The sequence below is a fragment of the Paenibacillus harenae genome, from assembly GCF_030812415.1.
In the GTDB taxonomy this organism is placed as follows: domain Bacteria; phylum Bacillota; class Bacilli; order Paenibacillales; family Paenibacillaceae; genus Pristimantibacillus; species Pristimantibacillus harenae_A.
In genome coordinates this window covers 1,068,669-1,093,730 of the sequence record NZ_JAUSST010000001.1, presented here as the reverse complement: position 1 = coordinate 1,093,730, position 25,062 = coordinate 1,068,669, and the positions used below count along the sequence as shown (strand labels likewise).

Below are 25,062 nucleotides of genomic sequence, written 5' to 3'. Positions count from 1 at the left end.
TGCGATTAATCGCCTTGTCCACTCTATCGCGAACAGATAGGATTGGCAAGCGTCAGGGTATGCTTTTCATAGATTAGAATGGTAAAATAACAGATAGGAATAGGCGGATGGTCGTTGGACCGTGTCGAAAGGAAGGTTGCTAGGCATGAAATTTTTTCATACGGCGGATTGGCATTTGGGCAAGCTTGTCCAAGGCGTATATATGACGGAGGATCAGCGGCATGTTCTGGGGCAGCTGCTGCAAGCCATTGAGGATGAAAGGCCTGATGCGGTTGTGATCGCAGGCGATCTGTACGACCGGGCTGTGCCCCCGACGGAAGCCGTTGAACTGCTGGACGAGCTGCTGGAGCGCATCGTCATTGATTTGAATACGCCGGTGATCGCCATTTCCGGCAATCATGACAGCCCGGACCGCATCGACTTCGGAACGAAGCTGATGGCAAGCCGCGGCCTTTATTTGGTTGGTCAGATGAAGCCGGAACTTAAGCCGGTTGTCTTGAGCGATGAATACGGAGAGGTGCATTTCCATCTCATCCCTTATGCAGATCCGGCGCAAGTTCGCCACCTGCTCGGAGACGAATCGATCCGCACGCACGATGATGCGATGAAGGCGATTACGGCACGATTGGCCGAATCGATGGACGGATCGGCCCGCCATGTGCTGGTTGGACATGCTTTCATTACGCCGACAGGCGCGCACGAGAACAATACGAGCGATTCGGAGCGTCCGCTTGCCATCGGGGGAGCGGAGCATGTGAGCGCGGGCCACTTCGAGAAATTTCACTATACGGCGCTTGGCCATTTGCATCAAGCCCATTATGTACTTAACGATACGATCCGGTATGCGGGCTCGCCGCTTAAGTATTCGATTTCCGAGGAAAGCCATGCTAAAGGGTATTTGGTTGTAGAGATGGATGGCAGCGGCAGGGTGACGGTGGAGAAGAAAGAATTGAAGCCTCTGCGAGATATGCGCAGAATTGCCGCTTCTATAGAAGAAATAGAGACGCATAGCGTGAATGAAGATTACGTCTTCGTGACGCTGCTTAACGATAATCCCGTACTCTTCCCGATGGAGAAAGTAAGGGCGGTCTATCCGAACGCGCTGCATGTGGAGCGCCGCATGGCAAGCTTGTCCCTGCTGCGAAGCGGCGAGCAAGCGGACGACGACGGCAGAAGAAAGCGCGAGGCTGATCCGATAGAGCTGTTCGCCGCTTTCTACCAAGAAGTCAAGGGCGAACCGCTTTCGGAGAAGAAACAGAAGCTGTTCGCGGATACGTTCGCGGCGCTGCTTCGAGAGGAAGGTGGAGCCGTATGAGACCGCTGAAGCTAACGATGACGGCCTTCGGGCCTTACCGCGACTTCGAGACGATCGATTTCAGCCTGCTGCAGGACCAGCGGTTGTTCGTGATCTCAGGCAACACGGGCGCGGGCAAAACAACGATATTCGACGCAATCTGCTTCGCCGTATACGGTACGGCAAGCGGGGAGGATCGCTCCGAGGCACGCATGCTCCGCAGCCAATTCGCCGATGAGGAGACGCATACGGCGGTAGAGTTTGATTTTGCCATCGGGCGTAGAAGTTACCGTGTATTCAGGCAAATGAAGCATCGTAAAGGCGCGAACAAAAGCGAAACCGGCGAGAAGACGGAGCTGTACGAGTTGATGGGTGACGGCAGGGCAACGCCTATCGTAGACCGATTCATCACTACTGAAGTGAATGCGAAGCTGCTGTCCATTGTAGGGCTGACGAAAGAGCAATTCAGCCAGATCGTCATGCTGCCGCAGGGCGAATTCCGTAAGCTTCTGACATCGGATACGGACAACAAAGAGGATATATTGCGGCGGATTTTCCAAACGGAGCTTTATGAGAAGCTGGAAGCCAAGTTCCATGCCATGAATAGGGAGCTGCAAGAGCAGCTGAAGGAAGCGAGAGCGGGCGCGGCTGCTTATATGAAGCAAGCGGAAGAAGCTCTCCCGCAGCGCGAAGGCAGTCAGCTTGCGCTTACGCTGGCGCAGGAGTCGTACAATGCACTGCAAATGACGGAAGCACTCGAGCTGGAGGCTGCTTATTATGAAGAGCAGTCGGCGGATGCGCAGTTGCGTCGAAGCGAGTTGTCAGGGCGCATCGAGCTTCGCCAAAGCGCATTGAACGATGCGCTGGCACTCAATCAGCGTCATGATGCGCTTGCGAAGCTGCAGGAGCGGCAGCGGCAATCCGAAGCGGAGCGGCCGGCATTTGAGGCGCGCGAGAAGCGCCTCGCGCTTGCCGAGAAAGCGGCGAAGCTGACGCCGTACGAGGAGCAGGCTGAGCGCGCAAAAGCGGATTGCGAAGCGAAGCGCGGGCAGTTGGGCAGCCGCCGCGAAAGGCTTGCGGAGGCGGAACGCTTGGCGGCAGCGGCGGAGGAGCGCTATGCGGCGGAGGCGGCGAAGGAAGAGCAGCGCCGCGAGACGGAACGCGAGCTTCATAAGCTGACGGAGCTTGCGCCGCTCGTCCGCTCGCTTGCGAAGCAGCATCAGACGCTGGAGCGGCTGCAGCAGGAGGAGCAAAGTGCGGCCGCTAAGCATGCAGCGGCGGAAGCAGCGCTTGCCGAGCAGCGTGCGCGCAAGCAGGGCTTGCAGCTCGAGCTGCAGAAGCTTAACGCGAATGCGGGCTTGCTCGCGGACAAGCTAAGCGAGCTGTCGAGAGTGCAGCAGCAGGGCAAGCAATTGACGCAGATGATCGAGCTGGACAAGGAGCTCGCTCGAATCTCGCAGCTCGAGAGCCATTATACGAACGCGATGAATCAAGCGAAGTCGGAATATAACCAGCTGGAACAGCTATGGATTGAAGGACAGGCGGGCATGCTGGCGGTCCATCTGCATGATGGCAAGCCTTGCCCGGTATGCGGCAGCGAGTCGCATCCGGCGAAGCAGGCAGTTGCTGACGATGTGCCGTCGCGCGAGCAATTGCAGCAAGCGAAGGAGCAGCTGTCCGTCATCGAGAGCGAGCTGCACGCCTCAAGAGCGCAGGCGGCGGCGGCGAAATTCTCGCGCGACAGCAACGCTGCGGAACTTGCGGATTCGGGTATCGAGACCGCCGAGCTGGAGGTGCAGCAAGCACAGCTGCGCAAGCTATGGCGCGAGCTTAAGGATGAGACGGACGACCTGCAGAAGCAGGCGCAGGAACAGCAAAAGCTGGGACAGCAGCTTCATGAGCTTGAACAGGAGCTGGACAAGCGCCAGACTGACAAGGAACGTCTGCAGCAGCATATGCAGCAGCTCGTTGTAGAACGGACGAAGCAGCAATCGGTACTTGAGCAGGAGCTTGAGCGGATCCCGGCGGCGCTTCGTACGGAAGAGCGGATGGCAGCCAAGCTTGCAGAGCAGCAGAAGCTGGCAGCAGCGCTGGAATTAGCTTGGAGAAGCGTGCAGGAGCAGCGTCAGCAGCAGTCTTCCATGCTCGCGGAGGCCAAAGCGCATGCGGAGCAAGCGGCGGTGCAGCATGGAGAATCGATGCTGCGTCAGCAGGAGTTCGAGGCGAGGTTAAAGGAGGAGCTGGCGCTAGCGGGCTTCCAGGATGTAGCCGAATACCGCTTAGCAGCGATGAGTGCAATGGATCGCGAGGCGCTGAAGTCGCAGATCGATGCTTATCGATCGGCTGCCGAGGTACTCGCTCAGCAGATCGCGCAGCTTGAGCAAGAGCTTCAAGGAAAGCCCCGAGCAGATACGGCAGGTCTGCAAACCGAGCTTGCCGGCATGAGGGCCGAGCTGGAGCACATGATTGCGGCATCTCAGACGCTGCTACATAATGCGCAAGAGGCTAGACGGCTTGCGGCTTCGATTAAGCGGGCTGCCGAACGAGTCAAATCGCATGAAGCGAAGCTGGAGGAGGTACTCGACGTCTATCAGATGCTGAAGGGCGACAATGCGTCCAAAATATCGTTCGAACGCTATATTCTGATCGAGTATCTGGAACAAATCTTGCATGCGGCGAACGCTAGACTCGCAGAGCTGTCGAATGGGCAATTCACGCTGGAGCGCAGCGACAGGCTGGAGAAGAGCGGCAAGCAAAGCGGACTTGGGCTTGACGTATATGACGCTTATACGGGCCAAAATCGCGATGTTAAAACGTTGTCCGGCGGGGAGAAGTTCAATGCCTCGTTATGTTTGGCGCTTGGCATGACGGACGTCATCCAGTCGCATCAAGGCGGCGTCACTATCGAGATGATGTTCATCGACGAGGGCTTTGGCTCCTTGGACGAGGAGTCGTTAGGCAAGGCAATCAACACGTTAGTGGATCTGCAGAAGGCGGGACGGATGATTGGCGTGATTTCCCATGTACAAGAGCTGAAGGATGCTTTTCCGGCTTGCCTTGAGGTTCATAAGACGAAGGAAGGTTATAGCCGGACAAGGATTGTTGTGAAGTAGGTAGAAAAAAGTCTGCCGCAAAGCGCCCGGTTGGGCAGCGGCAGACTCTTAATAATCGATGAGTTTAGGAAATGCCGCCCGAAGCAGCTCCCATTGCCAGCCCGGCGATAACGAGGCCGATAGCGCCAAGGATAAGCAGACCGTTAAGCACGAGGCCGATGATGGCGAACGTTTTGCGACGGTTTTTGGCGAATATGCCGATGAAGGCAAGGATAGCGCCAACAAGCGCAATGCCCATCGAGCCGAACATGCAGACGATAATCAAAACGAGCGTTCCGATAATTTCTCCGCCGATTGCTTCTAATTGTTCCGGCGTAGCAATTGTACCGCCGGTCGCTTCTACCTCTGCTACGAAGTCAACGAATTCGGCCGAGTTTGCCGTTGCAAGGGCGAAGGCGACAACAAGAAGCACGACTGCAACGAGAGCGATAATGAAGGAAGCGATGCCAAGCTTCGATTGCTTCAATGGCCCGACCTCGTTCGAGCGGTCGTCGGAAAAACGGGCGTCTGAAGAGTAAGGAGAATATCCGTTATCTCTCGGTTGATCGGAGGACGACGGCGCGTTAGTATCCTTCGATAAGTCGGGCGGTTGGTTATGTTCGTTATCCAATGCGGCTCAGCTCCTTAATTAGGGTTAAAATGAAAGGTATCCGTAATAATCGATCAAACCGATCAAAAATCATAATTACTGTAAAATTATACACAAATACGAAAGGGATGAAAACAAAATGTTTCCAAAGTATTTTATCATCGGAGCAATAAACGCAGCGCTTTCCATCGCATTGGGTGCGTTCGGAGCTCATGGTCTTGAAGGAAAAGTGAGCGATCATTTAATCGAGGTTTTTGAAACCGGCGCCCGTTACCATATGTATGGCGCGCTTGGCTTAATGCTAATTTCGCTGCTGGCGAAATTCATCGATGGCGGCAGGCTGCTGCTGAACGGGGCAAGATTCGTATTTGCCGGCGTCCTTTTGTTTAGCGGAAGCTTATATATCATGGCGCTTACGGATATCGGCAAGCTCGGCATGATTACGCCGCTCGGGGGAGTAGCGATGCTTATCGGCTGGGTATGCGTTATTATTTCTGCAATGAAGCATGGGCGAAAATAATGGAATAAAATAGAGCCATTCGACAAAAATCTTCGTTATCCAACATTAATTCGAGTCCCTTTAGTAAATATTTCTATACCGCGGCCGCTTCATCGTTTATAATAAAGCCAACACTCACTTGACTCGAACAAGAGGAAGGAAGTTGGTGCGTGACGAGACGGATGGATAATCGAACGAACAGACGACCCCGCCGATCGTTAGGCGAGCCGATCAGCGGCCCGTGGACGATCAGTATCGTTTTAACTTTACTTGCTGCGGTATGGATCGTCATTTCATTTATATTGACTAATCCGATGTACCGATGGACGGCTTCAGCCATTGCTGCATCATTATTAGTTACCGCAATTATTATCTACATACGTCGAAGGCAGTCATTCAGCTTCAACAATTATTATCATACAGCCATTGTGGAAACGCTTCTTCGCTCCGAAGCGGTTCCCCTAGCCGTGCTCGATCGCAGCGGAAACGTTATGGAAATGAACGAAGCGTCGAGCAGTACGCTCGGCTATGCGCGTACCGAGCTGCTCGGCGAGCCGCTGGAGCGTCTTGTCGAGCCTGCGAGTCGCCAAGTGCTGCAGGATACGTTCCAGCAAGCGCTCCTGGGTGAAGCGCAGCAGACGAATATTAATATCACGCATCGTTCCGGATTTCCGCTTGAGCTGCAGATCGTATGCACGCCTATGGTAAGGGACGAGGAAGTTATCGGAACAGTCATGATTATCCACGATCTAAGCGATCGGAAGCGAAATGTCGAACGGATACGGTATATGGCTTATTACGATGATATGACGGGTTTGCCGAATCGTACGCTGTTCCAGATGAAGCTTACGGAGAGCATTAGCCGTGCCGTCGAGGAAGATCGTACAGTCGGTATTTGTTATTTGGATTTGGACCGGTTCAAGCTGGTGAATGCATCGTTCGGCCGGGAATTCGGAGATATATTGCTGATGCAGGTTGCCGAGAGGCTTAACAGAGGCATGTCAGAATCCGACTTCGCAGCCCGGATGGAAGGCGACGAGTTCGCGCTTCTATTCTATAACGTTACCTCCGAGCAGCATCTTCTTGAGTTGTCGCGAGATTTGCTTAAGTGTATTGAAGAACCGTACGAACTTAGAGGATTTCCCTTACATATTACGGCAAGCATCGGTTCGGTAACGAACCGGAATGCAGAAGATGACGCGTATACGCTTATTAAGAAGGCAGATATGGCCCTCGTGAGAGTCAAGGAAAGCGGGAAAAACGATTGCCTGCTCTATTCGGATAGCTGGAGCAACTCTTCATTCGAGCGACTTACGCTGCAGCATGAGATGTACCGCGCGATTCAGCGCAATGAATTTATTTTGCATTATCAGCCGCAGTACGATCTCGTTACCGGATCGATGGTCGGCGTCGAAGCGCTTGTCCGTTGGAAGCATCCGGTCAAAGGTATGATTCCGCCGGGAAGCTTCATTCCGTTAGCGGAGGAAAGCGGCATGATCGTCCAGATCGGCGATTGGGTTCTTGAGGAGGCTTGCCGGCAAAATAAGGCTTGGCAGGATGCAGGCTTGCCGCATATTCCGGTATCCGTCAATCTATCGATCAGACAATTCGTTCAGAACGATCTGGCAAGCAAAGTAGCTTCCGTCCTTCATAAGACGGGGCTGGAGCCTAAATATTTGGATTTGGAAATTACCGAATCCATGACGATGGACGTCAGTCATGTGTCGCGTTGTCTGCTCGATCTAACCGAGATGGGCGTCGGCATTAGCGTAGACGATTTCGGGACGGGTTATAGCTCCTTCCATTATCTGAAGAATTTCCCGATCGATAGGCTTAAGATCGATCGCTCTTTCGTAAGAGATATTCAGCAGGACCCGAGCGACGCAGAGATCGTAGCCGCCATCATAGCGATGGCGCATAACTTGAACATTCAGGTCATCGCCGAAGGCGTCGAGACGGAAGAGCAGATGGAATTCCTTCGCAAGCATAATTGCGATGAGATGCAAGGTTATTTCTGGAGCCCGCCGGTCACCAGTGAAAATATTGAGCAAATGCTGGCCGCCAGCTGAACGCTCTAAGTGAAAAATCCCCCTACAAGGGCTGCTTTAGCAGCAACCGTTGTAAGGGGATTTTTCAACATGAAGGAAAGTACAAGATTTTCTCTATTAAGAGAGATATCGACTTATGCTTGCTCCATATAATCCTCGATTTCATTCAATCTGAACGTATATACCTGTTTCTCATCGACGTGATAGACGGTAATTAGATTCTCGTTCTCGTTCATGTTTAGAATTCGGCAAGGAATGTTAAGGGTGATACCCAGTCCTTTATTGACGACGAGTCGAATCAGCGAGTTTTTCTTAATGATTTGTTTAATCCGTTCGAATCCGTTGCCAACGCTTACAGAAGCAGCTGAAGTTGTTACAGGCTCCACTGGAGCGGGCTTTGACTTCGGCTTCTCATGCCGCGGAAGCTGGATCGGTACGGGCTGCTGTGTCTGTGCAGCGGCCTTTCGTTCGTCGAGAACTTGTCCGAGCTGAACACCAGATTGGATACGATAATCGGGGAAACCTCCGTTGTTGAGATGGCGCAGCAACTGTTCAAGCGCTTCGCCGTTCGTAGCTCCCTCCACAAGCACCTCGATTTGAAAAATATAGGATGAAATATCTGCGGATGTCTGTGGTTTTTTCATATACCCTCCATATGAAAATGATAGATTTATTATACCATTAAATAGAACGTCCGTGTAAGTCGAAAATGAGCATTTATCGGGTTGCTGGCATCTTCCTCGTGCATATAATGTGAATGCAGACTTATGCCTCTAATGATGTGGACGAAGGGGGTGGATCCAGTATGATGCGAATGATTCCATTTACGCTTGAGAATGGCGAAACCGTGCTTGGCGTTGAAGTGAATTTGCCCAAAACGAACCTGCTCGCAATTACGACGGATAAAGGGTACATTATGTGCGGCGCGCTTGATGTCGCTCTATTGAACGAACGATTGAAACATCGAGAAATCATTGCAGGTCGCGCAGTCGGCGTTCGAACATTGGAAGAGCTGATGGAAGCGCCGCTCGAATCCGTAACGTTCATGGCCGAGAAGCTCGGGATCGTTGCCGGTATGAAAGGATCGGATGCACTCCGTCTTATGTTGTAATCTAAAAACGGCATTCGATCAGGACAGGGAGATGCTTGTGTATATCAGAACCGTTAGGCTGCCTCGCATGAACAAAACCCCGGATCGCTGACGTCATCGTAATGATGGCGAGCGCCCGGGGTTCAGCTTTCATTGCCGGTAAAAAAACGTAATAGCTTACTCGAACAGTTTGCGAAGATTGTCAGAGTATGGAGCTTGTACGATGCCCTTCTCGGTAATGATCGCAGTTACATATTCATTAGGAGTTACGTCGAAGGCGGGATTGTAGACTTTAACGCCTTTCGGCGCTGTCCGCTTTCCGAAGCCTTCCGTAATTTCCTCAGGATTGCGCTCTTCGATGGGGATCTCCGCGCCGGTAGGCGTGTTCAGATCGATCGTCGACAGCGGGCATGCGACATAGAAAGGGATGCCATGCGCCTTCGCGAGTACAGCGACGCTGTAAGTGCCGATCTTGTTGGCGACATCGCCGTTGGCGGCTACGCGGTCCGTTCCGACGATAACGGCGTCCACCCAACCCTTGGCCATAACCATGCCGGCCATGTTGTCGCAGATAAGCGTAACGTCTACGCCGGCTTGCTGAAGCTCGAATGCGGTAAGGCGCGCACCCTGCAGCACCGGGCGAGTCTCATCGGCAAATACGCGCAGCGTAATACCCTTCTCAAGCGCAAGATAGAATGGAGCAAGCGCCGTGCCGTATTTGGCAGTCGCAAGTCCGCCTGCGTTGCAATGCGTCAGAACGCCCATGTCGTTCTTGAACAACGACAGCGCATGCTCGCCGATTAGGCGGTTCGTCTCCTCGTCTTCGCTTTGGATGGCGATCGCCTCGGTCAGAAGCGCTTCCTTGCACGCTTCAAGCGACAGACCTTGGTCCGCGAAGCCAGCCGCAGCAGCTTTCATCCGATCAAGCGCCCAAAACAGGTTGACTGCGGTAGGGCGGGATGTTGCAAGGTATTCGGCTTCCTTGTTAACGGCAGCAATCCATGACGCTATGGAGTCGGCATCGCGGCTGCCCAGTACGACGCCATAAGCAGCGCTAATGCCGATTGCCGGCGCGCCGCGCACTTTCAAATGGCGGATTGCTTCCCAGACGTCCTCGGACGTCGTAAGAGGGAGATACACGATTTCTTCCGGCAGCAGGCGCTGATCGAGCAGATCGAGCCGATCCTCTGTCCATATGACCGATTGCAAAGCTGTATTCGCGGTATTGGCATTCGTATTTGTTGTCATGCTGTTAATTCCTCTCTGCTTCTCTCATTTGCCTGCGGCGGTCAGGGCAGTATCGATTGCTTGCTCAATCGTTTGCGTCTGACGATTGCCGCGAATTAGCGATGTGCCGATGGCCAGCGCCAATCGTTGCGCTTTCTCGCGCGTTGCATCATCCGGAATGCGATCAATATCGGCTACATGAGCAAGGCCGACGACACGGCGCACCATCTTGCAGCCTGCGAAGCCTACGGCGTCCTGCAAGAGCCGCTTCATATAATAATCTTGATAGCCTGCCGCTGAATTAGCAAGTCTGTCGACTCCCTGTTCATTCCATAAGGTACGAAACTTCGACTCGAATTGATTCCATATTTCGATGATCGATGTGATCAGATACTGACGGAAGTCCTCACGCATGGCTTCATCGGACATCCAGTGCTCTTGACCGGCATAGTCGAGGAGCAGGTTGGCGATTACGGCGCCAATGTCGAATCCGATCGGTCCGTAATATGCGAATTCCGGGTCGATGACTTTCGTCGATTCAGGCGTTACGAAGATGCTACCCGTATGCAGGTCGCCATGCAGCAGCGCCTGTGCGTTAGTTAGAAATTTCTCGCGCAAGATCGCGACTTCCAGATGCAGCGCGCTATCCTTCGTTAGCGCGTCGGCAGCATCGGCTATCGCAGGATCGAAGCTATTGTTGGACGAAACCGTATAAGGATCGTCGAAGATAAGGTCTTCCGTTATTTTGCACAAATCCGGATTAATAAACGACTTCACCTGATTTTTCTTGTCCTGCTGGTTCATACCGAGGTCCGAAGTGTAGAATAATGTACGGGCCATGAACGTCGAAATATCGTCCGCGAACTTCGGATAACGCGTTCCGTTAATAAGTCCTTGGCGCATGATAACATGATCGCTTAGGTCCTCCATCACCGTAAGCGCAAGCTCGGCGTCGTATTTGTATACGGTCGGCACAAGACCGGGAGCAAGCTTCGCTTCGAGAATCAGCTTCTCGCTTTCGATACGCGCTCTGTCGAGCGTGAGCGGCCAGGATTCGCCAACGACCTTGGCATACGGCAGCGCTTGCTTCATAATGAGACTCTTGCCGCCGACGCTATCGGCAATATGAAAGACAAGATTCAAGTTGCCGTCGCCAATCTCGCGGCTGCGGAGCTCAGCTTCCTGCGGGAAGAAGCCTTCGATCGAACGGGCAATCCGGATCGCTTCTTCTTCATTTAAAGGGTGATATGCAGACATGGCTGTCCACCTCCGAATGTATTAGGTTAAGGTCAGGCATAAATGCCAAGTAATCATCTCCACATAGTATATAGGATATTATTTCGCCATGGAATACCTACCTTTGATATAATAGTGTCAAATCTAGAGCAGACAGGTGGATGATGGATAATGACAGAGAGCAGTGAGCTGCAGCCGGTCGCCTTGAAGGAATGGGCCGTATCTGTAAAGGCATTAGCTGAGGGCGGGCAAATTATTGTGATGCGCAAGGGCGGAATCGTGGAAGAAACGCGAGATTTCCAGTTAATTAGCCCAAGCTTCTATTTAATGCCCGCATACGAGCACCAGAAGAAGCATTTGCTGAAGGAGGGCTATGACGAGCAGTTGGAGGAGACGCTAAAGTCGTGGTCTCCTGATATGGAGACGATTACCCTTGAAGCATACGCCGAGGTAGCGGAGGATATTGAAATAACGGATCAGGAAACGTTGAACAAATTGCGCGATTTTCACATATGGACCGACGGGTTCGCCGAAGAGCGTCTGAAGTGGAAGCGGACAAAGCCGCTGCATCTTCTTATTATGCGCGTGTACAAGCTGGATGAGCCGCTGCGGCTTCCGATGATGCCCGCTTATATTGGCTGCAAATCTTGGGTAAAACTAGAGGGGAATGCCGAATGGCGTCCAGCGAAAAAGAAACCGGTCTTGGACGACATTAAATTCCAGTCCGAACTTGATCAAATTAAGGCCGCGCTTGCGTAGGTTCGACAAAAAAATAGACAAAGTAACGTTCGAAGGCCAACTTACGTTGATTTATAACTAAAATTATATTAAAATGATTATTGAGAATCAATGAGAATCACTCTATAATAGACAGGCTTGTCTTTTACGGAAGTGACTACTGAAGAATAAACCAACCTTGGAGGGATAGAGATATTATGGCAACGCATTTTGTCATCGACGGCTTGAAAGCCGAGATCGAAGGAAAAGAGATTTTGAAAGGCATCAACCTGGAAATCAAAGGCGGAGAAATCCACGCGATCATGGGTCCGAACGGAACAGGTAAAAGTACATTGGCGTCCGCTTTAATGGGACATCCTAAATACGAAGTAACCGGCGGTTCCGCCACGCTTGACGGTGAAGATCTGCTTGAGATGGGCGTAGACGAGCGCGCGCTTGCCGGCTTGTTCCTTGCTATGCAATATCCAAGCGAAATTCCAGGCGTTACGAATTCCGACTTCTTGCGCAGCGCGCTTAACGCACGTCTTGGGGAAGGAAACGAAATCTCGCTCATAAAGTTCATTCGTAAAATGGAAGGAAAAATGAAAGAACTCGAAATGAATCCTGAGTTCGCTCACCGTTACTTGAACGAAGGCTTCTCCGGCGGCGAGAAGAAACGCAACGAAATTTTGCAAATGATGCTGCTTGACCCGAAGATCGTCGTACTTGACGAGATCGATTCCGGTCTGGATATCGACGCTCTTCGCATCGTATCGAACGGCGTAAACGCAATGCGTTCCGAAGATCGCGGCTTCTTGATTATTACTCACTATCAGCGTCTGCTTAACTACATCAAACCGGACTTCGTTCATGTTATGATGCAAGGACGCATCGTGAAGTCGGGCGGACCCGAGCTTGCCGAGCGTCTGGAAAACGAAGGTTACGATTGGGTTAAAGAAGAACTTGGCATCGTTGACGAAACTGTAGGCCAGGCTTAAGCGGAGAAGGGGGCAAAACGGATGAGTACAGAACTATCAACTGGGGCCACTCGTCAGTCCGCTGAAGCGCTGGCACGCAGCAAAGGCGAGCCGAATTGGCTCGTGGAACTGCGCGGCGAAGCGGCTGAACTGGCTGGAACACTCGGCTGGCCAAAACCTGAGAAGGTGCGTATTGAGCGCTGGAATCTGACGGCGGTAGGCAATTATGAGCAATCGACCGCTGCGGCTTCGATCGGCGAACTGCCGGCAGTCGCACGCGAGTTAATCGCAGAAGGCACGGAGAACTTGCTCGTACAGCGCAATTCCGGCGTCGTATGGAAGCAATTTTCGCAAGACCTTGCCAGCAAAGGCGTAATTTTCACGGATCTCGAGACGGCATGCAAAGAGCATGGCGAGCTCGTTCAACAATACTTGTTCCAAGCGGTTGCGAAGAACGAAGATAAATTAACGGCCTTGCATGCGGCACTATGGAACGGCGGCGTATTCGTGTACGTGCCTAAGAACGTAGAGGTGGAAATTCCGCTGCAAGCGATTTTGTTCAACGACAATGCAGGAGCTACATTCGCACCGCATATTCTGATCGTCGCAGACACGCATAGCCGCGTGACGTACGTCGATTCCGTTGTATCCGAACCAGGAGCGGCTTCCGCGCCTTTCATGCATCCTTCCATTGTCGAAGTATTCGTCAAAGCAGGCGCGCATGTTCGTTTCGGCTCCATTCATCATATGGGCGAGACGGGCGTAGATATGACGATCCGCCGCGCCGTTATCGATAACGACGGCCGGATGGAATGGATTATCGGCGACTTGAACGATGGCAATACCGTATCGGATACGAAGTCGGTGCTTAATGGCAAAGGCTCGACATCCGACGCGAAAGTAATCAGCGTAGGTACTGGCGCTCAGCAAATGAGCTTGACGACGCAAGCCGTTCACTTCGGAAAGAGCTCGGACAGCGACATGGTTACGCGGGCGGTTATGAAAGATTCTGCATCGGCGATCATCAACGGCATTACGAAGATCGAGCACGGCGCAACGAAAGCGAACGGCGTTCAAACGGAGAAAGTTCTCATGCTTAGCCCGAAAGCTCGCGGCGACGCGAATCCGATTCTTCTTATTGACGAAGACGATGTTACAGCCGGTCACGCGGCAAGCGTAGGGCAAGTTAACCCGGAGATGGTCTATTATCTTATGTCTCGCGGTATATCTAAGCAGGACGCTGAACGATTGATTATTTACGGCTTTTTGGCTCCGGTCGTATCGGAAATTCCGGTCGAGGCGGTACGCGAGCAGCTTCAGCGTTTGCTCGAAAGGAAGCTAGAGGGATGAATATAAATGCGATTCGGGAGCAATTTCCGATATTGCATCAAGAGGTAAACGGGCATCCGCTCGTTTACCTGGATAGCGCGGCGTCTTCCCAGAAGCCGCGTTCCGTCATTGATGCGGTTAAACGATATTACGAGCTGGATAACGCGAACGTTCATCGCGGCGTGCATACGCTCGGTTCGAGAGCAACCGACGCTTATGAAGGAGCGCGCGAGAAGGTGGCGGCATTGCTGAATGCCGGCGCTGCGGAACAAATTATTTTCACACGGGGTACGACGACGGCGCTGAACCTTGTCGCTTCGAGCTATGCACGTACTGTTTGCGGCGATGGCGACGAAATCGTCATTACGCCAATGGAGCATCATAGCAACCTGATTCCGTGGCAGCAAGCGGCTAAGGCTACAGGCGCGACGCTGAAGTATATTCCGTTGCAGCCTGACGGCACGATCTCCATTGAAGATGCTGAGAAGACGATTACGCCTCAAACGAAGGTCGTCGCCGTCACTTACGTCTCCAATGTGCTCGGTGTCGTTAATCCGATCAAAGAGCTTGCTCAAATTGCGCATCGCAACGGCGCTGTTATGGTCGTAGACGGCGCTCAGAGTACACCGCATATGAAAGTGGACGTACAAGATCTCGACGTTGATTTCTATGCGTTCTCGGGCCACAAGATGTGCGGTCCAACGGGGATCGGCGCGTTATACGGCAAGAAGAAGCTGCTTGAAGGGATGGAGCCGATCGAGTACGGCGGCGAAATGATCGATTTCGTGGATTTGTACGAATCGACATGGAAGGACATTCCTTACCGCTTCGAAGGCGGTACGCCGATTATTGCCGGAGCTGTCGGCCTCGGTGCGGCGATCGACTTCCTGAATGAAATCGGCATGGACAATATCGATAAGCATGAGAAGCATCTAGCCGCGTATGCATACGAGAAGCTGTCAGCGATGGAAGGCATTGAACTGTATGGGCCTAAGACGAACCGTGTCGGTCTTGTTACCTTCAACCTTGAAGATGTTCACCCGCATGATGTCGCTACGGTGCTTGATTCCAAAGGAATTGCGGTACGCGCAGGCCATCATTGCTGCCAGCCGCTTATGCGCTGGCTGAATGTTTCGGCAACGGCCAGAGCAAGCTTCTATATCTATAATACCGAAGAGGAAGTTGACCGTTTAGCCGACGCATTAATTCAAACAAAGGAGTTCTTCGGTCATGCAATTGGATGATTTATATCGCAGAGTCATAATGGATCATTATAAAAATCCACGCAACCGCGGAACGATGAACGATGAGGCGGTTACGATCAACTTGAATAATCCGACCTGCGGCGACCGCATCTCGCTGCAGTTGCAGGTCGAGGGCGGCAAAGTCGTCGATGCGAAGTACACGGGCGAGGGCTGTTCGATCAGCATGAGCTCGGCATCGATGATGACGGAGGCCGTCAAAGGCAAGACGTTCGACGAGGCGCTTAACATGGCGGAGCGTTTCTCCGGTCTTATGAAGGGCGAAGACGTCGAGTTCAATGAGCTTGAGGATATTGAGGCGTTGTCGGGCGTCAACAAATTCCCGGCACGGATCAAATGCGCAACGCTTGCTTGGAATGCGCTGCGCAAAGGAATCGATAACGAGAAACAATAACCATAAATTCCGATTCGAAAGAGGAGATGAATACGATGGCTAAATCAATGCCGGAAATGGAAGAGTACAAGTATGGCTTCCGCGATGAGCATAAATCGGTTTTCCAATCGGGCAAAGGCTTGACGCCGGAAATCGTACGTACGATTTCGGAGATGAAGAACGAGCCGGAATGGATGCTTGAATTCCGCTTGAAGTCGCTTGAGACGTTCAACAAAATGCCGATGCCTAAATGGGGCGGCAACATGGACGATCTTGACTTCGAGGATATTCAATACTATGTTAAACCGTCCGAAAAACAAGGTAAAACATGGGAAGAAGTACCTTCGGAAATTAAAGAAACGTTCGACAAGCTTGGTATTCCTGAGGCGGAGCAGAAGTTCCTTGCAGGCGTATCGGCTCAGTACGAATCCGAGGTTGTATACCACAGCATGCAAGAGGATCTTGAGAAGCAAGGCGTAATCTTTACGGATACGGATACGGCGCTTCGCGAGCATTCAGAGCTGTTGAGAGAATATTTCGGCACGATCATTCCTCCGAACGACAACAAGTTCGCAGCGCTTAACAGTGCGGTTTGGTCGGGCGGAAGCTTCATCTACGTTCCGAAAGGCGTAAAGTGCGAAATTCCTCTTCAAGCCTATTTCCGGATCAACTCCGAAAATATGGGTCAATTCGAACGTACGCTTATCATTGCCGACGAAGACAGCTCCGTTCACTATGTAGAAGGCTGCACAGCTCCTGTATACAGTACGAACTCGCTGCATAGCGCGGTCGTTGAGATTCTATGCAAGAAAAACGCTCGCGTGCGTTACACGACGATCCAGAACTGGGCGCCGAACATTTATAACCTTGTAACGAAACGTGCGGTGGCCGACGAAAACGCAACGATGGAATGGGTAGACGGAAATATCGGCTCTAAGCTGACGATGAAGTACCCGGCAGTCGTATTGCGCGGCCGCGGAGCGAAAGGCATGGTATTGTCGATCGCCGTTGCAGGCAAAGGCCAACACCAAGATGCAGGCGCGAAGATGACTCACCTGGCACCTGACACAAGCTCGACGATCATTTCTAAGTCGATCAGTAAGCATGGCGGCAAAGTAACGTACCGTGGTCTTGCATCGTTCGGAAGAAACTCCGACGGAGCGAAAGCCAACATCAAATGCGATACACTTATTCTTGATAACGAGTCGACTTCGGATACGATTCCGTACAATGAGATCTTCAACGACAACATCACGCTTGAGCATGAAGCGACGGTGTCGAAGGTGTCAGAAGATCAGTTGTTCTACTTGATGAGCCGTGGTCTCAGCGAAGCGGAAGCGACGCAAATGATCGTAATGGGCTTCATCGAGCCGTTCACGAAAGAATTGCCGATGGAATACGCGGTAGAGATGAACCGTCTCATCAAGTTCGAGATGGAAGGTTCGATCGGTTAATAGATCCTTAAAATAAAACGTCCCCTCTCGTTGAGGGGACGTTTTATTTGTTTTAACAAAAGAGCAACCGAAACTTATCACGGCTGCTCATATCTGATTTAGGTGCGTTTTATAATTGCTGAATGAAATAACTGAAATTTCCAACGTAAACCTTCCGAACGTATTTCCAATAAGTCCAATTAGATGGAAATTTTCCTGATATTTTTGTATGAAATGTATAAAATACATCCTATAAGTACACTTGCTTAATCTCGTAGTTGCGTTCAACGGTTAGATCGATGAAGCGCTCGCCGATTCGGATAAGCGGCTGGAAGAACTCGGTCGGATGCGTCATGACGATGATGCCAATCTCGCCGGTTACAAGCTCGACCTTCTTGCCGATAAAGTTCGGAATCATATGTTTGATGAAGGTTTGTGTCATGAAGGCGTCCAGCTCGGTGAAGCTCATCTGGTACAGCTCCTTCAAAACGTCGAACAAATCACGCTTGTGCCGATACATCCGTTCCGATATCATTGCGCTGTAAATGTCGACGACGGCGATGATCTTCGCTACCGGATGAATCTCTGGACCGGTTAAGCCATGCGGATAACCACTGCCATCGACCCGTTCGTGGTGCTGAAGAGCGCTGACGGCGAGATAAGGCTCATCGAACGACTTGCTAATGATCTCATGACCGTACAGCGTATGCTTCTTCACTTCGTCGAACTCTTCCTTCGTTAACTTGGTTGGCTTGTTCAATATCCCTAGCTCGATACGACAATTGCCGATGTCGTGAAGAAATCCGGCTTTGCCGATCTGCATGGCTTCTGTATTGTTATATCCGACCCAGTTGGCAAGATAGTAGGACAACATGCCGACTTGCACGGAGTGCTGATATGTATAGTCGTCACTGGTATTAAGAAGCAGCAGCATGGAAACGACGTCGCGCTCCAGTTGAAGATTGTTAAGCAGCGGCTCTAATGTAGCGTTGACTTCATCGTCATTCACTTCACCATCATTAAGCGCTTTCGAAAATAGGTTTTCGAACGATTTTACCGCGTTTTTGTATATGGGCTCGACAGTGGGAAGCCACTTCGGATTCATCGTTGATTCAATTGTTCTTGAGGCCGAGGTCTGAGTTGGTCTATCGTTAATGTCTACATAATCAATTTGATGTTGGATAAGCCGGGCAATCTCGTAATGTTGAAGCGTTGTTCCTTTTGATAGAACATGGAGTCCGAAATTGTTGAAAGTATCCCGGCTTAGTACATCTCCCTCATTCAAATCTATGACCTGAACCCTCATTAAGACACCTCTGATTAGTATATTAGTACGAATATACCTATTATAGTAGCAATGATTCGGGAATATGGCAATATGAGGAACTTGTAAATAAGACTAAACTCCTAGTAATTCAGCATAGATCGACTTCGCTTTCGACAATTCATCCGTGCCTTGAACTAGCGCTCTTCCGTCGTTGAACAGCACAAAAGTAAGTCCTTCCTCCAGCTCCAGCCGCAAAAGATACCGGTTGTAGGTCGTCCGTCCTGCAGGCGCGAGCCTCTCTTTAAGCTGCTCAAGGTCCAAGCTTACAGGCTTGCCGGGCGTAATCTGCACGGTATGGCGACCACATAGCGATGCGGCGGCCGTCTCTGCGCCGCTCTCATCGAGGAAAGGGAAGCAATGCTGACCGCAGGTCGGGCACTCGCTTCTTCTGGCGTTCGATAGGCCTACGGGCATCCAAGCATGATTCCATAGATCGACTTGAAACAAAGTGCGATGGAGCGCCTGCTTGTTGCCGGACAGCAGCTTGATCGCTTCGCTTGCTTGGACGGAGGCAATGATATCGATAATGGGTGAGATGACGCCTGTTGTCTCGCAAGTGTCGGTCGTGCCCGGCGCAGGAGGTTCCGGGAATAAGCAGCGATAGCAGGCCGTGTTACCGGGTTCTATTGTCATGGTCATGCCGGAAGCGCCAACGGCACCTCCATAAATCCAAGGAATTTTATGTTTGACGCTAATGTCATTCAGCAAATAGCGGATACTAAAGTTATCGGTGCCGTCAATAATGAGCTGCACATCGGACAACAGCTGCTCCGCATTGAGCGGCGTAACGTCGGCCACAACAGGCTCTATGAGTACAGAGCTGTTCATTTCGCGCAGATGGGCCGCTGCGGCCTCAGCCTTCGGCAGAAGCTCCTGGACGTCCTTCTCGGTGTAAAGTATCTGACGCTGAAGATTGCTCCATTCGACGATGTCGCGATCGATAATGCGTACTCGTCCAACGCCGGAGCGAACAAGATGGATAGCAATGACGGAGCCGAGCGCTCCCATTCCAACGACCGCAGCGCTGCCCTCGTTTATCGAACGCTGCCCGGATGCGCCGATCGGAGCGTACCGTATTTGTCTCGCATATCGGTTATCTGATTGCTGTGCAGAGGTTGCCAGATCGTGATTGGCGTCATGGTTCGTATCGTACATGCAGACGTTCCCCTTCTAATAATCAGTTAAAGGCACGGTCGGGTTCCACGGGCCAAGCTGATGGCCTTTCCACTCGGAGCCGTCCTCCCATATTTCTTTTTTCCAAATGGGCACGATTTGTTTAAGCCGCTCAATCGCATAACGGCTCGCTTCATAGCAGTCGCCGCGATGCGGGGCCGACACGGCTATGACGACGCTTGTCTCGGCTAGGCCGACGATGCCGATACGGTGGCTGATCGCGCAGAGCGCTCCCGGCCAGCGCTCTGCGATTTCGTCGCCGATCTTCTTCATCGTCGCTATCGCCATAGGCGCATAAGCCTCGTACTCAAGCTTGACCGTCCGCTGGCCATGCGTCCATTCGCGTGTCGTACCGACAAAAGCGAGCGATGCGCCGTGCGCAGACACGATCACCTTCGCTACAACGTCGCTCTCGCGTATCGGATCGGCTGTGATGACGTACATCTCCATCGAGGCAGCAATACCGCTTGCGGGTTCTTCTCCGCCCGATACGGGAGGAAGCAGGGCAAGCTCGTCCGACGAGCGCAATGTCGTTTGATCCGCCGCATACGAATGATTGCAGGCAACGAATGCGATACCGATAAGGGCAGCGTGCTGAGGATATGCGGCGGCAAGCAGTTGCTTCAGTGCGGCAGCCGTAATCGTATCCGAGTTATGCTCAAGGGTAATGGCGGCTATGCCGAATCTTTCCGGCAAGCCTGCGAATAATTGAATGGTCCACGTATATGTCATGTCACAAAACCTCTCATATAATAGGTTGAAGGTGTTTATAGAATATCATAATTCACGAAAAAATGTTATGCTGATACGTAGACAGATAAGCTTAAGCTTGCGATTCTTGTTTGCTGCGCAAACATTTAAGCCAAAGCTTACGAAGTACGTTTGCTACCCAAACACTTAAGGAGTGTGAGATATGCCATGCCCGGATTAATAGACCGTTTTGGACGAGTACACGATTATTTGCGCATATCCGTTACAGATCGCTGTAATTTGCGCTGCTTATATTGCATGCCCGAGGAAGGCGTGGAGTTTACGGAATCCTCGAACTTGTTATCCTATGACGATATAGTTGAGGTTGCCCGCGCCGGCGCCTTGCTTGGCATATCCAAATTAAGAATTACAGGCGGAGAACCGTTAGTGAGACCGGGCCTTGACGGCCTTATTAAGCGGCTTGCGGAGATCCCCGGCATTCGCGATATTGCTTTGACGACAAACGGCATATTTTTGGCTAAGCAGGCCGAGGCGCTCAAGAAAGCGGGACTGAACCGCGTCAACATCAGTCTCGATACGCTTGATCATGCGAGGTTCAAATTCATCGCCAGAAGCGGTGATTTGAAGCGGGTTATGGAAGGCATTGAGGCGGCAGGAGCGGTAGGCTTTGATCCCATTAAGCTGAATTGCGTGTTGCTAAAGGATATTAATGAAGACGAGATTGCGGCGTTCCTTAAGCTTGCCTTTGAACAGCCGCTGCATGTCAGATTCATAGAATATATGCCGATCGGTCATGCTGACGAAAATTGGAAGAAAATGTACTTGCCGTTGACTCGCGTCTTGGAGATTGCTTCGCGGGAAGGCTATGACATTAAGCGCAAGGAGAACGTGAAAGGTAACGGTCCTTCAGACGATTGGCAAATCGAAGGAGGAAGGGGTTCGTTCGGCCTCATCCATCCGATCAGCGATCACTTCTGCAAGAGCTGCAACCGGCTGCGACTGACGGCGGACGGCTCCGTCAAGCCATGCTTGTACTGGGTGGACGAGCTGAACGTGAAGACGGCGCTCGGCAATCCCGAAGCGATGCGGGAGCTGCTCCTGCGCGCGATGGACGTGAAACCGGAAAATCACGAAATGGCGGCTAAGCTCGCAGACGAAGCGCAGTCGCATATGCCTACAGAACGGCGAATGTCTCAAATAGGAGGATAAATTTCGGCCATGAGTGAAATAAATATATATCATTTTCATTATGGCCATTCGGTAACGAACGTTGCCCGAATGGCCGAAGTTGCCGGCGAGCGCTTTGACATTGGACAGCGAGTGCCTGAGGTAAGCGGAGAGGCATTTGACCTGCTTACTTGGTATGCGAACTGGCTCGCGCTCATCGAAGCCGAAGAAGGAGAAACGCTGTCAGAGCAGCCGTCTATGCTGAAGGCGGAGGCCGCAGATACGTTCGAGGCGACGATTCCTTGGAATCAACTCGCGCTGGCTGCCGTTCTTTTCGAGAAGGACGGCAAGCCGCTCGGTCGGAATGGGCCGATTCGTCTCTATGTTCCTGACGGAAGCAGCAAATGCTTGAACGTGAAGAGCATCGTTACGATTCGCATAGGAGCTGAAGCCCTATCTTCCGTGGAGGATGAAGCGACTTACGGCTTCAAGCAGACGTTCTCGAAGGATGAGCTGTTCAAAAAATAAGCAATACCTTCATGGCGCTGAAGCAGAATGAGGAGGCGTGCATCGACATTGAATGACAGCATACGAACTCAAGTTGTGCTTCTCCATAGCAACGATGTACATAGCCGGTTGGAGAACGCATCGAAAATAGCGGGCTATATTTCGGAGGAGCGCCGTACGCATGGCAGCGATTCCGTGCTTGTTATCGATTGCGGCGATCATATCGATCGGATGCGGGTAGAGACGGAGGGTAGTGACGGACTCGTGAATGTGGCCTTATTGAACCAAGCAGGTTATGAGGCCGTCACGCTTGGCAATAATGAAGGACTTACGTACTCCATACAGGTGCTGGAGAACTTGTACCGCAATCATGCGGCTTTTCCTGTTATTTGCGCCAATATGAAGGAGGCAGCGACAGGCGAGCTCCCGGGATGGCTTATGCCTCATGCCGTGATCGAGAAGAACGGGCTCTCGATCGGGCTTATTGGCGTCACGACGGCTTACACGGATTTCTATTCCTTGCTTGGCTGGGAAGCCACGGATCCGATGGAGGCTGTTCGCGAGCAAGCGGCTTTACTGCGCGAACAGGTTCAAGTCGTCGTTGTCCTGTCCCATCTTGGCATTAAGCACGACATGGAGATGGCGGAGAGCATCGACGGGATCGATCTCATCATCGGGGCCCACACGCATCATCTGCTGGAAGAGCCAATCGTTATCGGCGGAACAACGATATGTGCCGCTGGCAAGTTCGGCGAATATATCGGCAGAGTGGAGATCGGCATGGACGAGTTAACTCGACGGCCTGTTTTTCGTGCAAGCGTCGTGCCTACTGCCGCTTTTGAGGAGCAGCCGGAAGCTGCGCGGATTATAAGCGAATTTCTTGAAACGGGGCGTCATCGGCTGAACGAAGTTGTAGCCGTACTTGACGAGCCCTTGCCTTCATCGACGGATCGTGAATCGCCGTTATGCAATTTGCTCGCCGCCGGTCTGCGCCGCTGGACGGATGCCGAGATCGGCCTCGTTAATACGGGGCAGCTGCTGGGAGGTCTCGCGCAAGGCGAAGTGACCGCAGGACAACTGCATGCATTATGCCCATCCCCGATCAATCCTTGCAAGGTCAGCATCGAAGGCAAATATTTGCGGGAGGCGCTGGAGCAGTCGCTGCTGCAGGAATACATCGATAAGCCGATTAAAGGTTACGGCTTCCGCGGATACGTGCTTGGGAATATCGCCGTTGACGGCATGTGGATAGAATATGACAGCAAACGTCCGGATTACGAGAAGCTGCGCACCGTGCTGGTGAACGGAAAGCCGCTCGACGATCATCGGCTGTATCTTGTCGGAATGATTGACATGTTCACGTTCAAGGCAGGTTACGAATCGCTTGCGAACGGGCGATCCACTGATTTTTATTTGCCCGAATTCATACGCGATATAATCGCCGGTCAACTGCAAGACAGCGCTTATATTGCCGATTGTCGCAGACGCCGCTGGCACAATCTTTCGGTTGATGCGATGCCTGCGCGTTTATAATCGATAGTTGTCGAAATACATAGAATAAAATGGTTGTAAATTCCCCGATTTTCCCGTACATTAACATTACGAACGGCTTTTTCCGATGTAAGTAACGAGGAAACCATTTAGGGGAAGGATCGAGAAAATGCGTTTGGTGCCGATTACAAAATGCGAGCCGGGAATGAAGCTGGCCAAAAAAATATTTTCACAAGAAGGCATGGTGCTTCTTGGCGAGAATATGGAGCTTACACAAAAACTAATAACCCGACTTTCGGAGTGCGGGATCCAATATATATATATTTCCGACGCAAGGACGGATGACATTGTGCTGCCGTCATTAATTAGCGAAGATACGCTTCGTGTCGCATTGAAGGACATTAGGTCGAATTTTCGCGAGATGATGGACCGCCCTAAGAAGAAGGGGGTCACCTACCCCTTTATCGCTCAACCGTTCAAGCAAATGATGAATATGATTATAGACGACTTGTCCGGCCATCAGGATGCGATGATTATGCTCTTGGATATGGGCTCGGTCGACCATTATTTATACCAGCATTCGCTTAACGTGTGCGTCTATACAACGCTGCTCGGCATGTCTCACGGTTATTCGCGCGAAGAGCTGACGACGCTTGGCATGGGCGCCCTTCTGCATGACATCGGGAAGACGCAAGTATCGATTAACGTGCTGAAGAAGCCGGGAACGCTAACGCAAGATGAATTCCAAGCAATGAAGCAGCACGCAAGGATCGGTTTTGAGCTGCTGAAGGACGAGCCTAACATGCCGCTTCTCGTGGCGCATTGCGCGTTCCAGCATCATGAACGGTTGGACGGAAGTGGTTATCCGAGAGGCATTAAGGGCGATGAAATTCATGATTATGCGAAGTGGATCGGATTAGTCGATTCGTACGATGCGATGACGACAAACCGGATCTACCGGGCTCCGATGCTACCGCATCATGCGATCGAGCGTCTGTACGCAGGCTCAGGAACGCTCTATGAGCAAAAGATGCTGCAATTGTTCCGCGATAAAGTGGCGATCTACCCGATTGGCATTACGGTCAAGCTGCAGACGGGCGAGTCGGGCGTAGTCGTTGACCTCAATTCGACTTACCCGCACCGACCGATCGTGCGCATACTGAGCAACGAGGCCGGGGAGCAGCTTGCTATTCCCTACGAGATCGATTTATCGAAGCAACTGACGGTTATGATTACGCATGTGAACGATGATCCGAAGGATAAGCTTGTTCCTAGCATCTAGCATGCGCTTGTCGTGTCATAACAGGCCAGCCAGAATATTCTGGCTGGCCTGTTATGTTGATAGCTTCGCAATCACTAGAAAGCCATAAATATAAGCTGGGGATATAGCCGTTTACGCTTGCTTCCTGAGGAATCGAATATTACAATGAAATAATAAGCATTTCGAAGCTTGTATCATGATAAAATTTAAATATAAATCCAGTCAATTAAGTCAGGTG

The 25,062-nt window shown here is 51.7% G+C and carries 22 protein-coding genes; 15 read left to right on the top strand and 7 right to left on the bottom strand.

The window, feature by feature from the left end:
- Positions 1 to 145: 145 nt before the first annotated feature.
- Together J2T14_RS05110 and J2T14_RS05105 are read left to right on the top strand one after the other, a co-directional pair.
- Complete coding sequence (locus J2T14_RS05110; RefSeq protein ID WP_307468471.1) at positions 146 to 1,315, top strand: exonuclease SbcCD subunit D; 1,170 nt, start codon at positions 146 to 148, stop codon at positions 1,313 to 1,315.
- Positions 1,312 to 4,407 (top strand): AAA family ATPase, encoded by a 3,096-nt coding sequence (locus J2T14_RS05105; protein ID WP_307468469.1) that lies wholly within the window; start codon positions 1,312 to 1,314, stop codon positions 4,405 to 4,407. Before J2T14_RS05110 ends, J2T14_RS05105 begins: the two co-directional genes overlap by 4 nt.
- Positions 4,408 to 4,471: 64 nt before the next feature.
- On the opposite strand, the gene J2T14_RS05100 is transcribed toward J2T14_RS05105, so the two are convergent.
- A complete protein-coding gene (locus tag J2T14_RS05100) occupies positions 4,472 to 5,017 on the bottom strand; it encodes a hypothetical protein (protein ID WP_307205769.1) in 546 nt (181 codons plus the stop codon).
- A 118-nt stretch (positions 5,018 to 5,135) separates the two neighbouring features.
- Between J2T14_RS05100 and J2T14_RS05095 the strand changes: the two genes are divergently transcribed.
- Positions 5,136 to 5,516 (top strand): DUF423 domain-containing protein, encoded by a 381-nt coding sequence (locus J2T14_RS05095; RefSeq protein WP_307205768.1) that lies wholly within the window; start codon positions 5,136 to 5,138, stop codon positions 5,514 to 5,516.
- Between the two features lie 149 nt (positions 5,517 to 5,665).
- Positions 5,666 to 7,564, top strand: coding sequence for a putative bifunctional diguanylate cyclase/phosphodiesterase (locus J2T14_RS05090; RefSeq protein ID WP_307468468.1), 1,899 nt, complete (start codon positions 5,666 to 5,668; stop codon positions 7,562 to 7,564).
- A 113-nt stretch (positions 7,565 to 7,677) separates the two neighbouring features.
- On the opposite strand, the gene J2T14_RS05085 is transcribed toward J2T14_RS05090, so the two are convergent.
- Positions 7,678 to 8,187 (bottom strand): hypothetical protein, encoded by a 510-nt coding sequence (locus J2T14_RS05085; RefSeq protein ID WP_307468465.1) that lies wholly within the window; start codon positions 8,185 to 8,187, stop codon positions 7,678 to 7,680.
- Between the two features lie 161 nt (positions 8,188 to 8,348).
- Between J2T14_RS05085 and J2T14_RS05080 the strand changes: the two genes are divergently transcribed.
- Entirely contained in the window at positions 8,349 to 8,654 is a 306-nt protein-coding gene (locus J2T14_RS05080) for a YunC family protein (protein WP_307468462.1), read from the top strand.
- Positions 8,655 to 8,810: 156 nt separating this feature from the next.
- On the opposite strand, the gene mtnA is transcribed toward J2T14_RS05080, so the two are convergent.
- Both mtnA and mtnK read right to left on the bottom strand, forming a co-directional pair.
- Positions 8,811 to 9,881: an S-methyl-5-thioribose-1-phosphate isomerase gene (mtnA, locus tag J2T14_RS05075; RefSeq protein WP_307468460.1), complete on the bottom strand. Its 1,071-nt coding sequence runs from the start codon at positions 9,879 to 9,881 to the stop codon at positions 8,811 to 8,813.
- Positions 9,882 to 9,905: 24 nt separating this feature from the next.
- Positions 9,906 to 11,117 carry an S-methyl-5-thioribose kinase gene (mtnK, locus tag J2T14_RS05070; RefSeq protein WP_307205762.1) on the bottom strand — a complete coding sequence of 404 codons (1,212 nt, stop codon included), beginning with the start codon at positions 11,115 to 11,117 and terminating at the stop codon, positions 9,906 to 9,908.
- Positions 11,118 to 11,267: 150 nt separating this feature from the next.
- Here mtnK and J2T14_RS05065 point away from each other — a divergent pair, with 150 nt between their 5' ends.
- The 6 genes from J2T14_RS05065 to sufB all read left to right on the top strand — a co-directional run bounded on the left by J2T14_RS05065 (position 11,268) and on the right by sufB (position 17,208).
- Entirely contained in the window at positions 11,268 to 11,855 is a 588-nt protein-coding gene (locus tag J2T14_RS05065; RefSeq protein WP_307468458.1) for a DUF1802 family protein, read from the top strand.
- Between the two features lie 176 nt (positions 11,856 to 12,031).
- The gene (gene sufC / locus J2T14_RS05060; protein ID WP_307205760.1) at positions 12,032 to 12,811 is read left to right on the top strand and encodes a Fe-S cluster assembly ATPase SufC; all 780 of its coding nucleotides are present in this window, start codon (positions 12,032 to 12,034) and stop codon (positions 12,809 to 12,811) included.
- A gap of 21 nt (positions 12,812 to 12,832) precedes the next feature.
- Positions 12,833 to 14,140 carry a Fe-S cluster assembly protein SufD gene (gene sufD / locus J2T14_RS05055; RefSeq protein ID WP_307468457.1) on the top strand — a complete coding sequence of 436 codons (1,308 nt, stop codon included), beginning with the start codon at positions 12,833 to 12,835 and terminating at the stop codon, positions 14,138 to 14,140.
- A complete protein-coding gene (locus J2T14_RS05050) occupies positions 14,137 to 15,363 on the top strand; it encodes a cysteine desulfurase (RefSeq protein ID WP_307468455.1) in 1,227 nt (408 codons plus the stop codon). The genes sufD and J2T14_RS05050 overlap by 4 nt, the downstream gene beginning before the upstream one ends.
- The gene (gene sufU / locus J2T14_RS05045) at positions 15,350 to 15,775 is read left to right on the top strand and encodes a Fe-S cluster assembly sulfur transfer protein SufU (RefSeq protein WP_307468453.1); all 426 of its coding nucleotides are present in this window, start codon (positions 15,350 to 15,352) and stop codon (positions 15,773 to 15,775) included. The genes J2T14_RS05050 and sufU overlap by 14 nt, the downstream gene beginning before the upstream one ends.
- A gap of 35 nt (positions 15,776 to 15,810) precedes the next feature.
- Positions 15,811 to 17,208, top strand: a complete 1,398-nt coding sequence (sufB, locus tag J2T14_RS05040) for a Fe-S cluster assembly protein SufB (protein WP_307205755.1) — start codon at positions 15,811 to 15,813, stop codon at positions 17,206 to 17,208.
- Between the two features lie 229 nt (positions 17,209 to 17,437).
- On the opposite strand, the gene J2T14_RS05035 is transcribed toward sufB, so the two are convergent.
- The 3 genes from J2T14_RS05035 to J2T14_RS05025 all read right to left on the bottom strand — a co-directional run bounded on the left by J2T14_RS05035 (position 17,438) and on the right by J2T14_RS05025 (position 20,419).
- Complete coding sequence (locus J2T14_RS05035) at positions 17,438 to 18,292, bottom strand: HD-GYP domain-containing protein (protein WP_307468451.1); 855 nt, start codon at positions 18,290 to 18,292, stop codon at positions 17,438 to 17,440.
- A gap of 294 nt (positions 18,293 to 18,586) precedes the next feature.
- On the bottom strand, positions 18,587 to 19,669 hold the full coding sequence (locus tag J2T14_RS05030; RefSeq protein ID WP_307468448.1) for a ThiF family adenylyltransferase: 1,083 nt from the start codon (positions 19,667 to 19,669) through the stop codon (positions 18,587 to 18,589).
- 15 nt (positions 19,670 to 19,684) lie between these two features.
- Complete coding sequence (locus tag J2T14_RS05025) at positions 19,685 to 20,419, bottom strand: molybdenum cofactor biosynthesis protein (RefSeq protein WP_307468446.1); 735 nt, start codon at positions 20,417 to 20,419, stop codon at positions 19,685 to 19,687.
- Positions 20,420 to 20,605: 186 nt separating this feature from the next.
- Between J2T14_RS05025 and moaA the strand changes: the two genes are divergently transcribed.
- The 4 genes from moaA to J2T14_RS05005 all read left to right on the top strand — a co-directional run bounded on the left by moaA (position 20,606) and on the right by J2T14_RS05005 (position 24,845).
- Complete coding sequence (gene moaA / locus J2T14_RS05020; RefSeq protein ID WP_307468443.1) at positions 20,606 to 21,607, top strand: GTP 3',8-cyclase MoaA; 1,002 nt, start codon at positions 20,606 to 20,608, stop codon at positions 21,605 to 21,607.
- A gap of 9 nt (positions 21,608 to 21,616) precedes the next feature.
- Complete coding sequence (locus J2T14_RS05015; RefSeq protein ID WP_307468441.1) at positions 21,617 to 22,093, top strand: hypothetical protein; 477 nt, start codon at positions 21,617 to 21,619, stop codon at positions 22,091 to 22,093.
- A gap of 48 nt (positions 22,094 to 22,141) precedes the next feature.
- Positions 22,142 to 23,605, top strand: coding sequence for a bifunctional metallophosphatase/5'-nucleotidase (locus tag J2T14_RS05010; RefSeq protein WP_307468439.1), 1,464 nt, complete (start codon positions 22,142 to 22,144; stop codon positions 23,603 to 23,605).
- A gap of 127 nt (positions 23,606 to 23,732) precedes the next feature.
- Positions 23,733 to 24,845 (top strand): HD-GYP domain-containing protein, encoded by a 1,113-nt coding sequence (locus tag J2T14_RS05005; protein ID WP_307468437.1) that lies wholly within the window; start codon positions 23,733 to 23,735, stop codon positions 24,843 to 24,845.
- The last annotated feature ends 217 nt before the right edge of the window (positions 24,846 to 25,062 follow it).

Bases quoted from the DNA above. Each gene is read 5' to 3' on its own strand.
- J2T14_RS05110 (WP_307468471.1), top strand. From the start codon at position 146: ATGAAATTTTTTCATACGGCGGATTGGCATTTGGGCAAGCTTGTCCAA.
- J2T14_RS05105 (WP_307468469.1), top strand. From the start codon at position 1,312: ATGAGACCGCTGAAGCTAACGATGACGGCCTTCGGGCCTTACCGCGAC.
- J2T14_RS05095 (WP_307205768.1), top strand. From the start codon at position 5,136: ATGTTTCCAAAGTATTTTATCATCGGAGCAATAAACGCAGCGCTTTCC.
- J2T14_RS05085 (WP_307468465.1), bottom strand. From the start codon at position 8,187: ATGAAAAAACCACAGACATCCGCAGATATTTCATCCTATATTTTTCAA.
- J2T14_RS05080 (WP_307468462.1), top strand. From the start codon at position 8,349: ATGATGCGAATGATTCCATTTACGCTTGAGAATGGCGAAACCGTGCTT.
- mtnA (WP_307468460.1), bottom strand. From the start codon at position 9,881: ATGACAACAAATACGAATGCCAATACCGCGAATACAGCTTTGCAATCG.
- mtnK (WP_307205762.1), bottom strand. From the start codon at position 11,117: ATGTCTGCATATCACCCTTTAAATGAAGAAGAAGCGATCCGGATTGCC.
- J2T14_RS05065 (WP_307468458.1), top strand. From the start codon at position 11,268: ATGACAGAGAGCAGTGAGCTGCAGCCGGTCGCCTTGAAGGAATGGGCC.
- sufC (WP_307205760.1), top strand. From the start codon at position 12,032: ATGGCAACGCATTTTGTCATCGACGGCTTGAAAGCCGAGATCGAAGGA.
- sufD (WP_307468457.1), top strand. From the start codon at position 12,833: ATGAGTACAGAACTATCAACTGGGGCCACTCGTCAGTCCGCTGAAGCG.
- J2T14_RS05050 (WP_307468455.1), top strand. From the start codon at position 14,137: ATGAATATAAATGCGATTCGGGAGCAATTTCCGATATTGCATCAAGAG.
- sufU (WP_307468453.1), top strand. From the start codon at position 15,350: ATGCAATTGGATGATTTATATCGCAGAGTCATAATGGATCATTATAAA.
- sufB (WP_307205755.1), top strand. From the start codon at position 15,811: ATGGCTAAATCAATGCCGGAAATGGAAGAGTACAAGTATGGCTTCCGC.
- J2T14_RS05035 (WP_307468451.1), bottom strand. From the start codon at position 18,292: ATGAATCCGAAGTGGCTTCCCACTGTCGAGCCCATATACAAAAACGCG.
- J2T14_RS05030 (WP_307468448.1), bottom strand. From the start codon at position 19,669: ATGTACGATACGAACCATGACGCCAATCACGATCTGGCAACCTCTGCA.
- J2T14_RS05025 (WP_307468446.1), bottom strand. From the start codon at position 20,419: ATGACATATACGTGGACCATTCAATTATTCGCAGGCTTGCCGGAAAGA.
- moaA (WP_307468443.1), top strand. From the start codon at position 20,606: ATGCCCGGATTAATAGACCGTTTTGGACGAGTACACGATTATTTGCGC.
- J2T14_RS05015 (WP_307468441.1), top strand. From the start codon at position 21,617: ATGAGTGAAATAAATATATATCATTTTCATTATGGCCATTCGGTAACG.
- J2T14_RS05005 (WP_307468437.1), top strand. From the start codon at position 23,733: ATGCGTTTGGTGCCGATTACAAAATGCGAGCCGGGAATGAAGCTGGCC.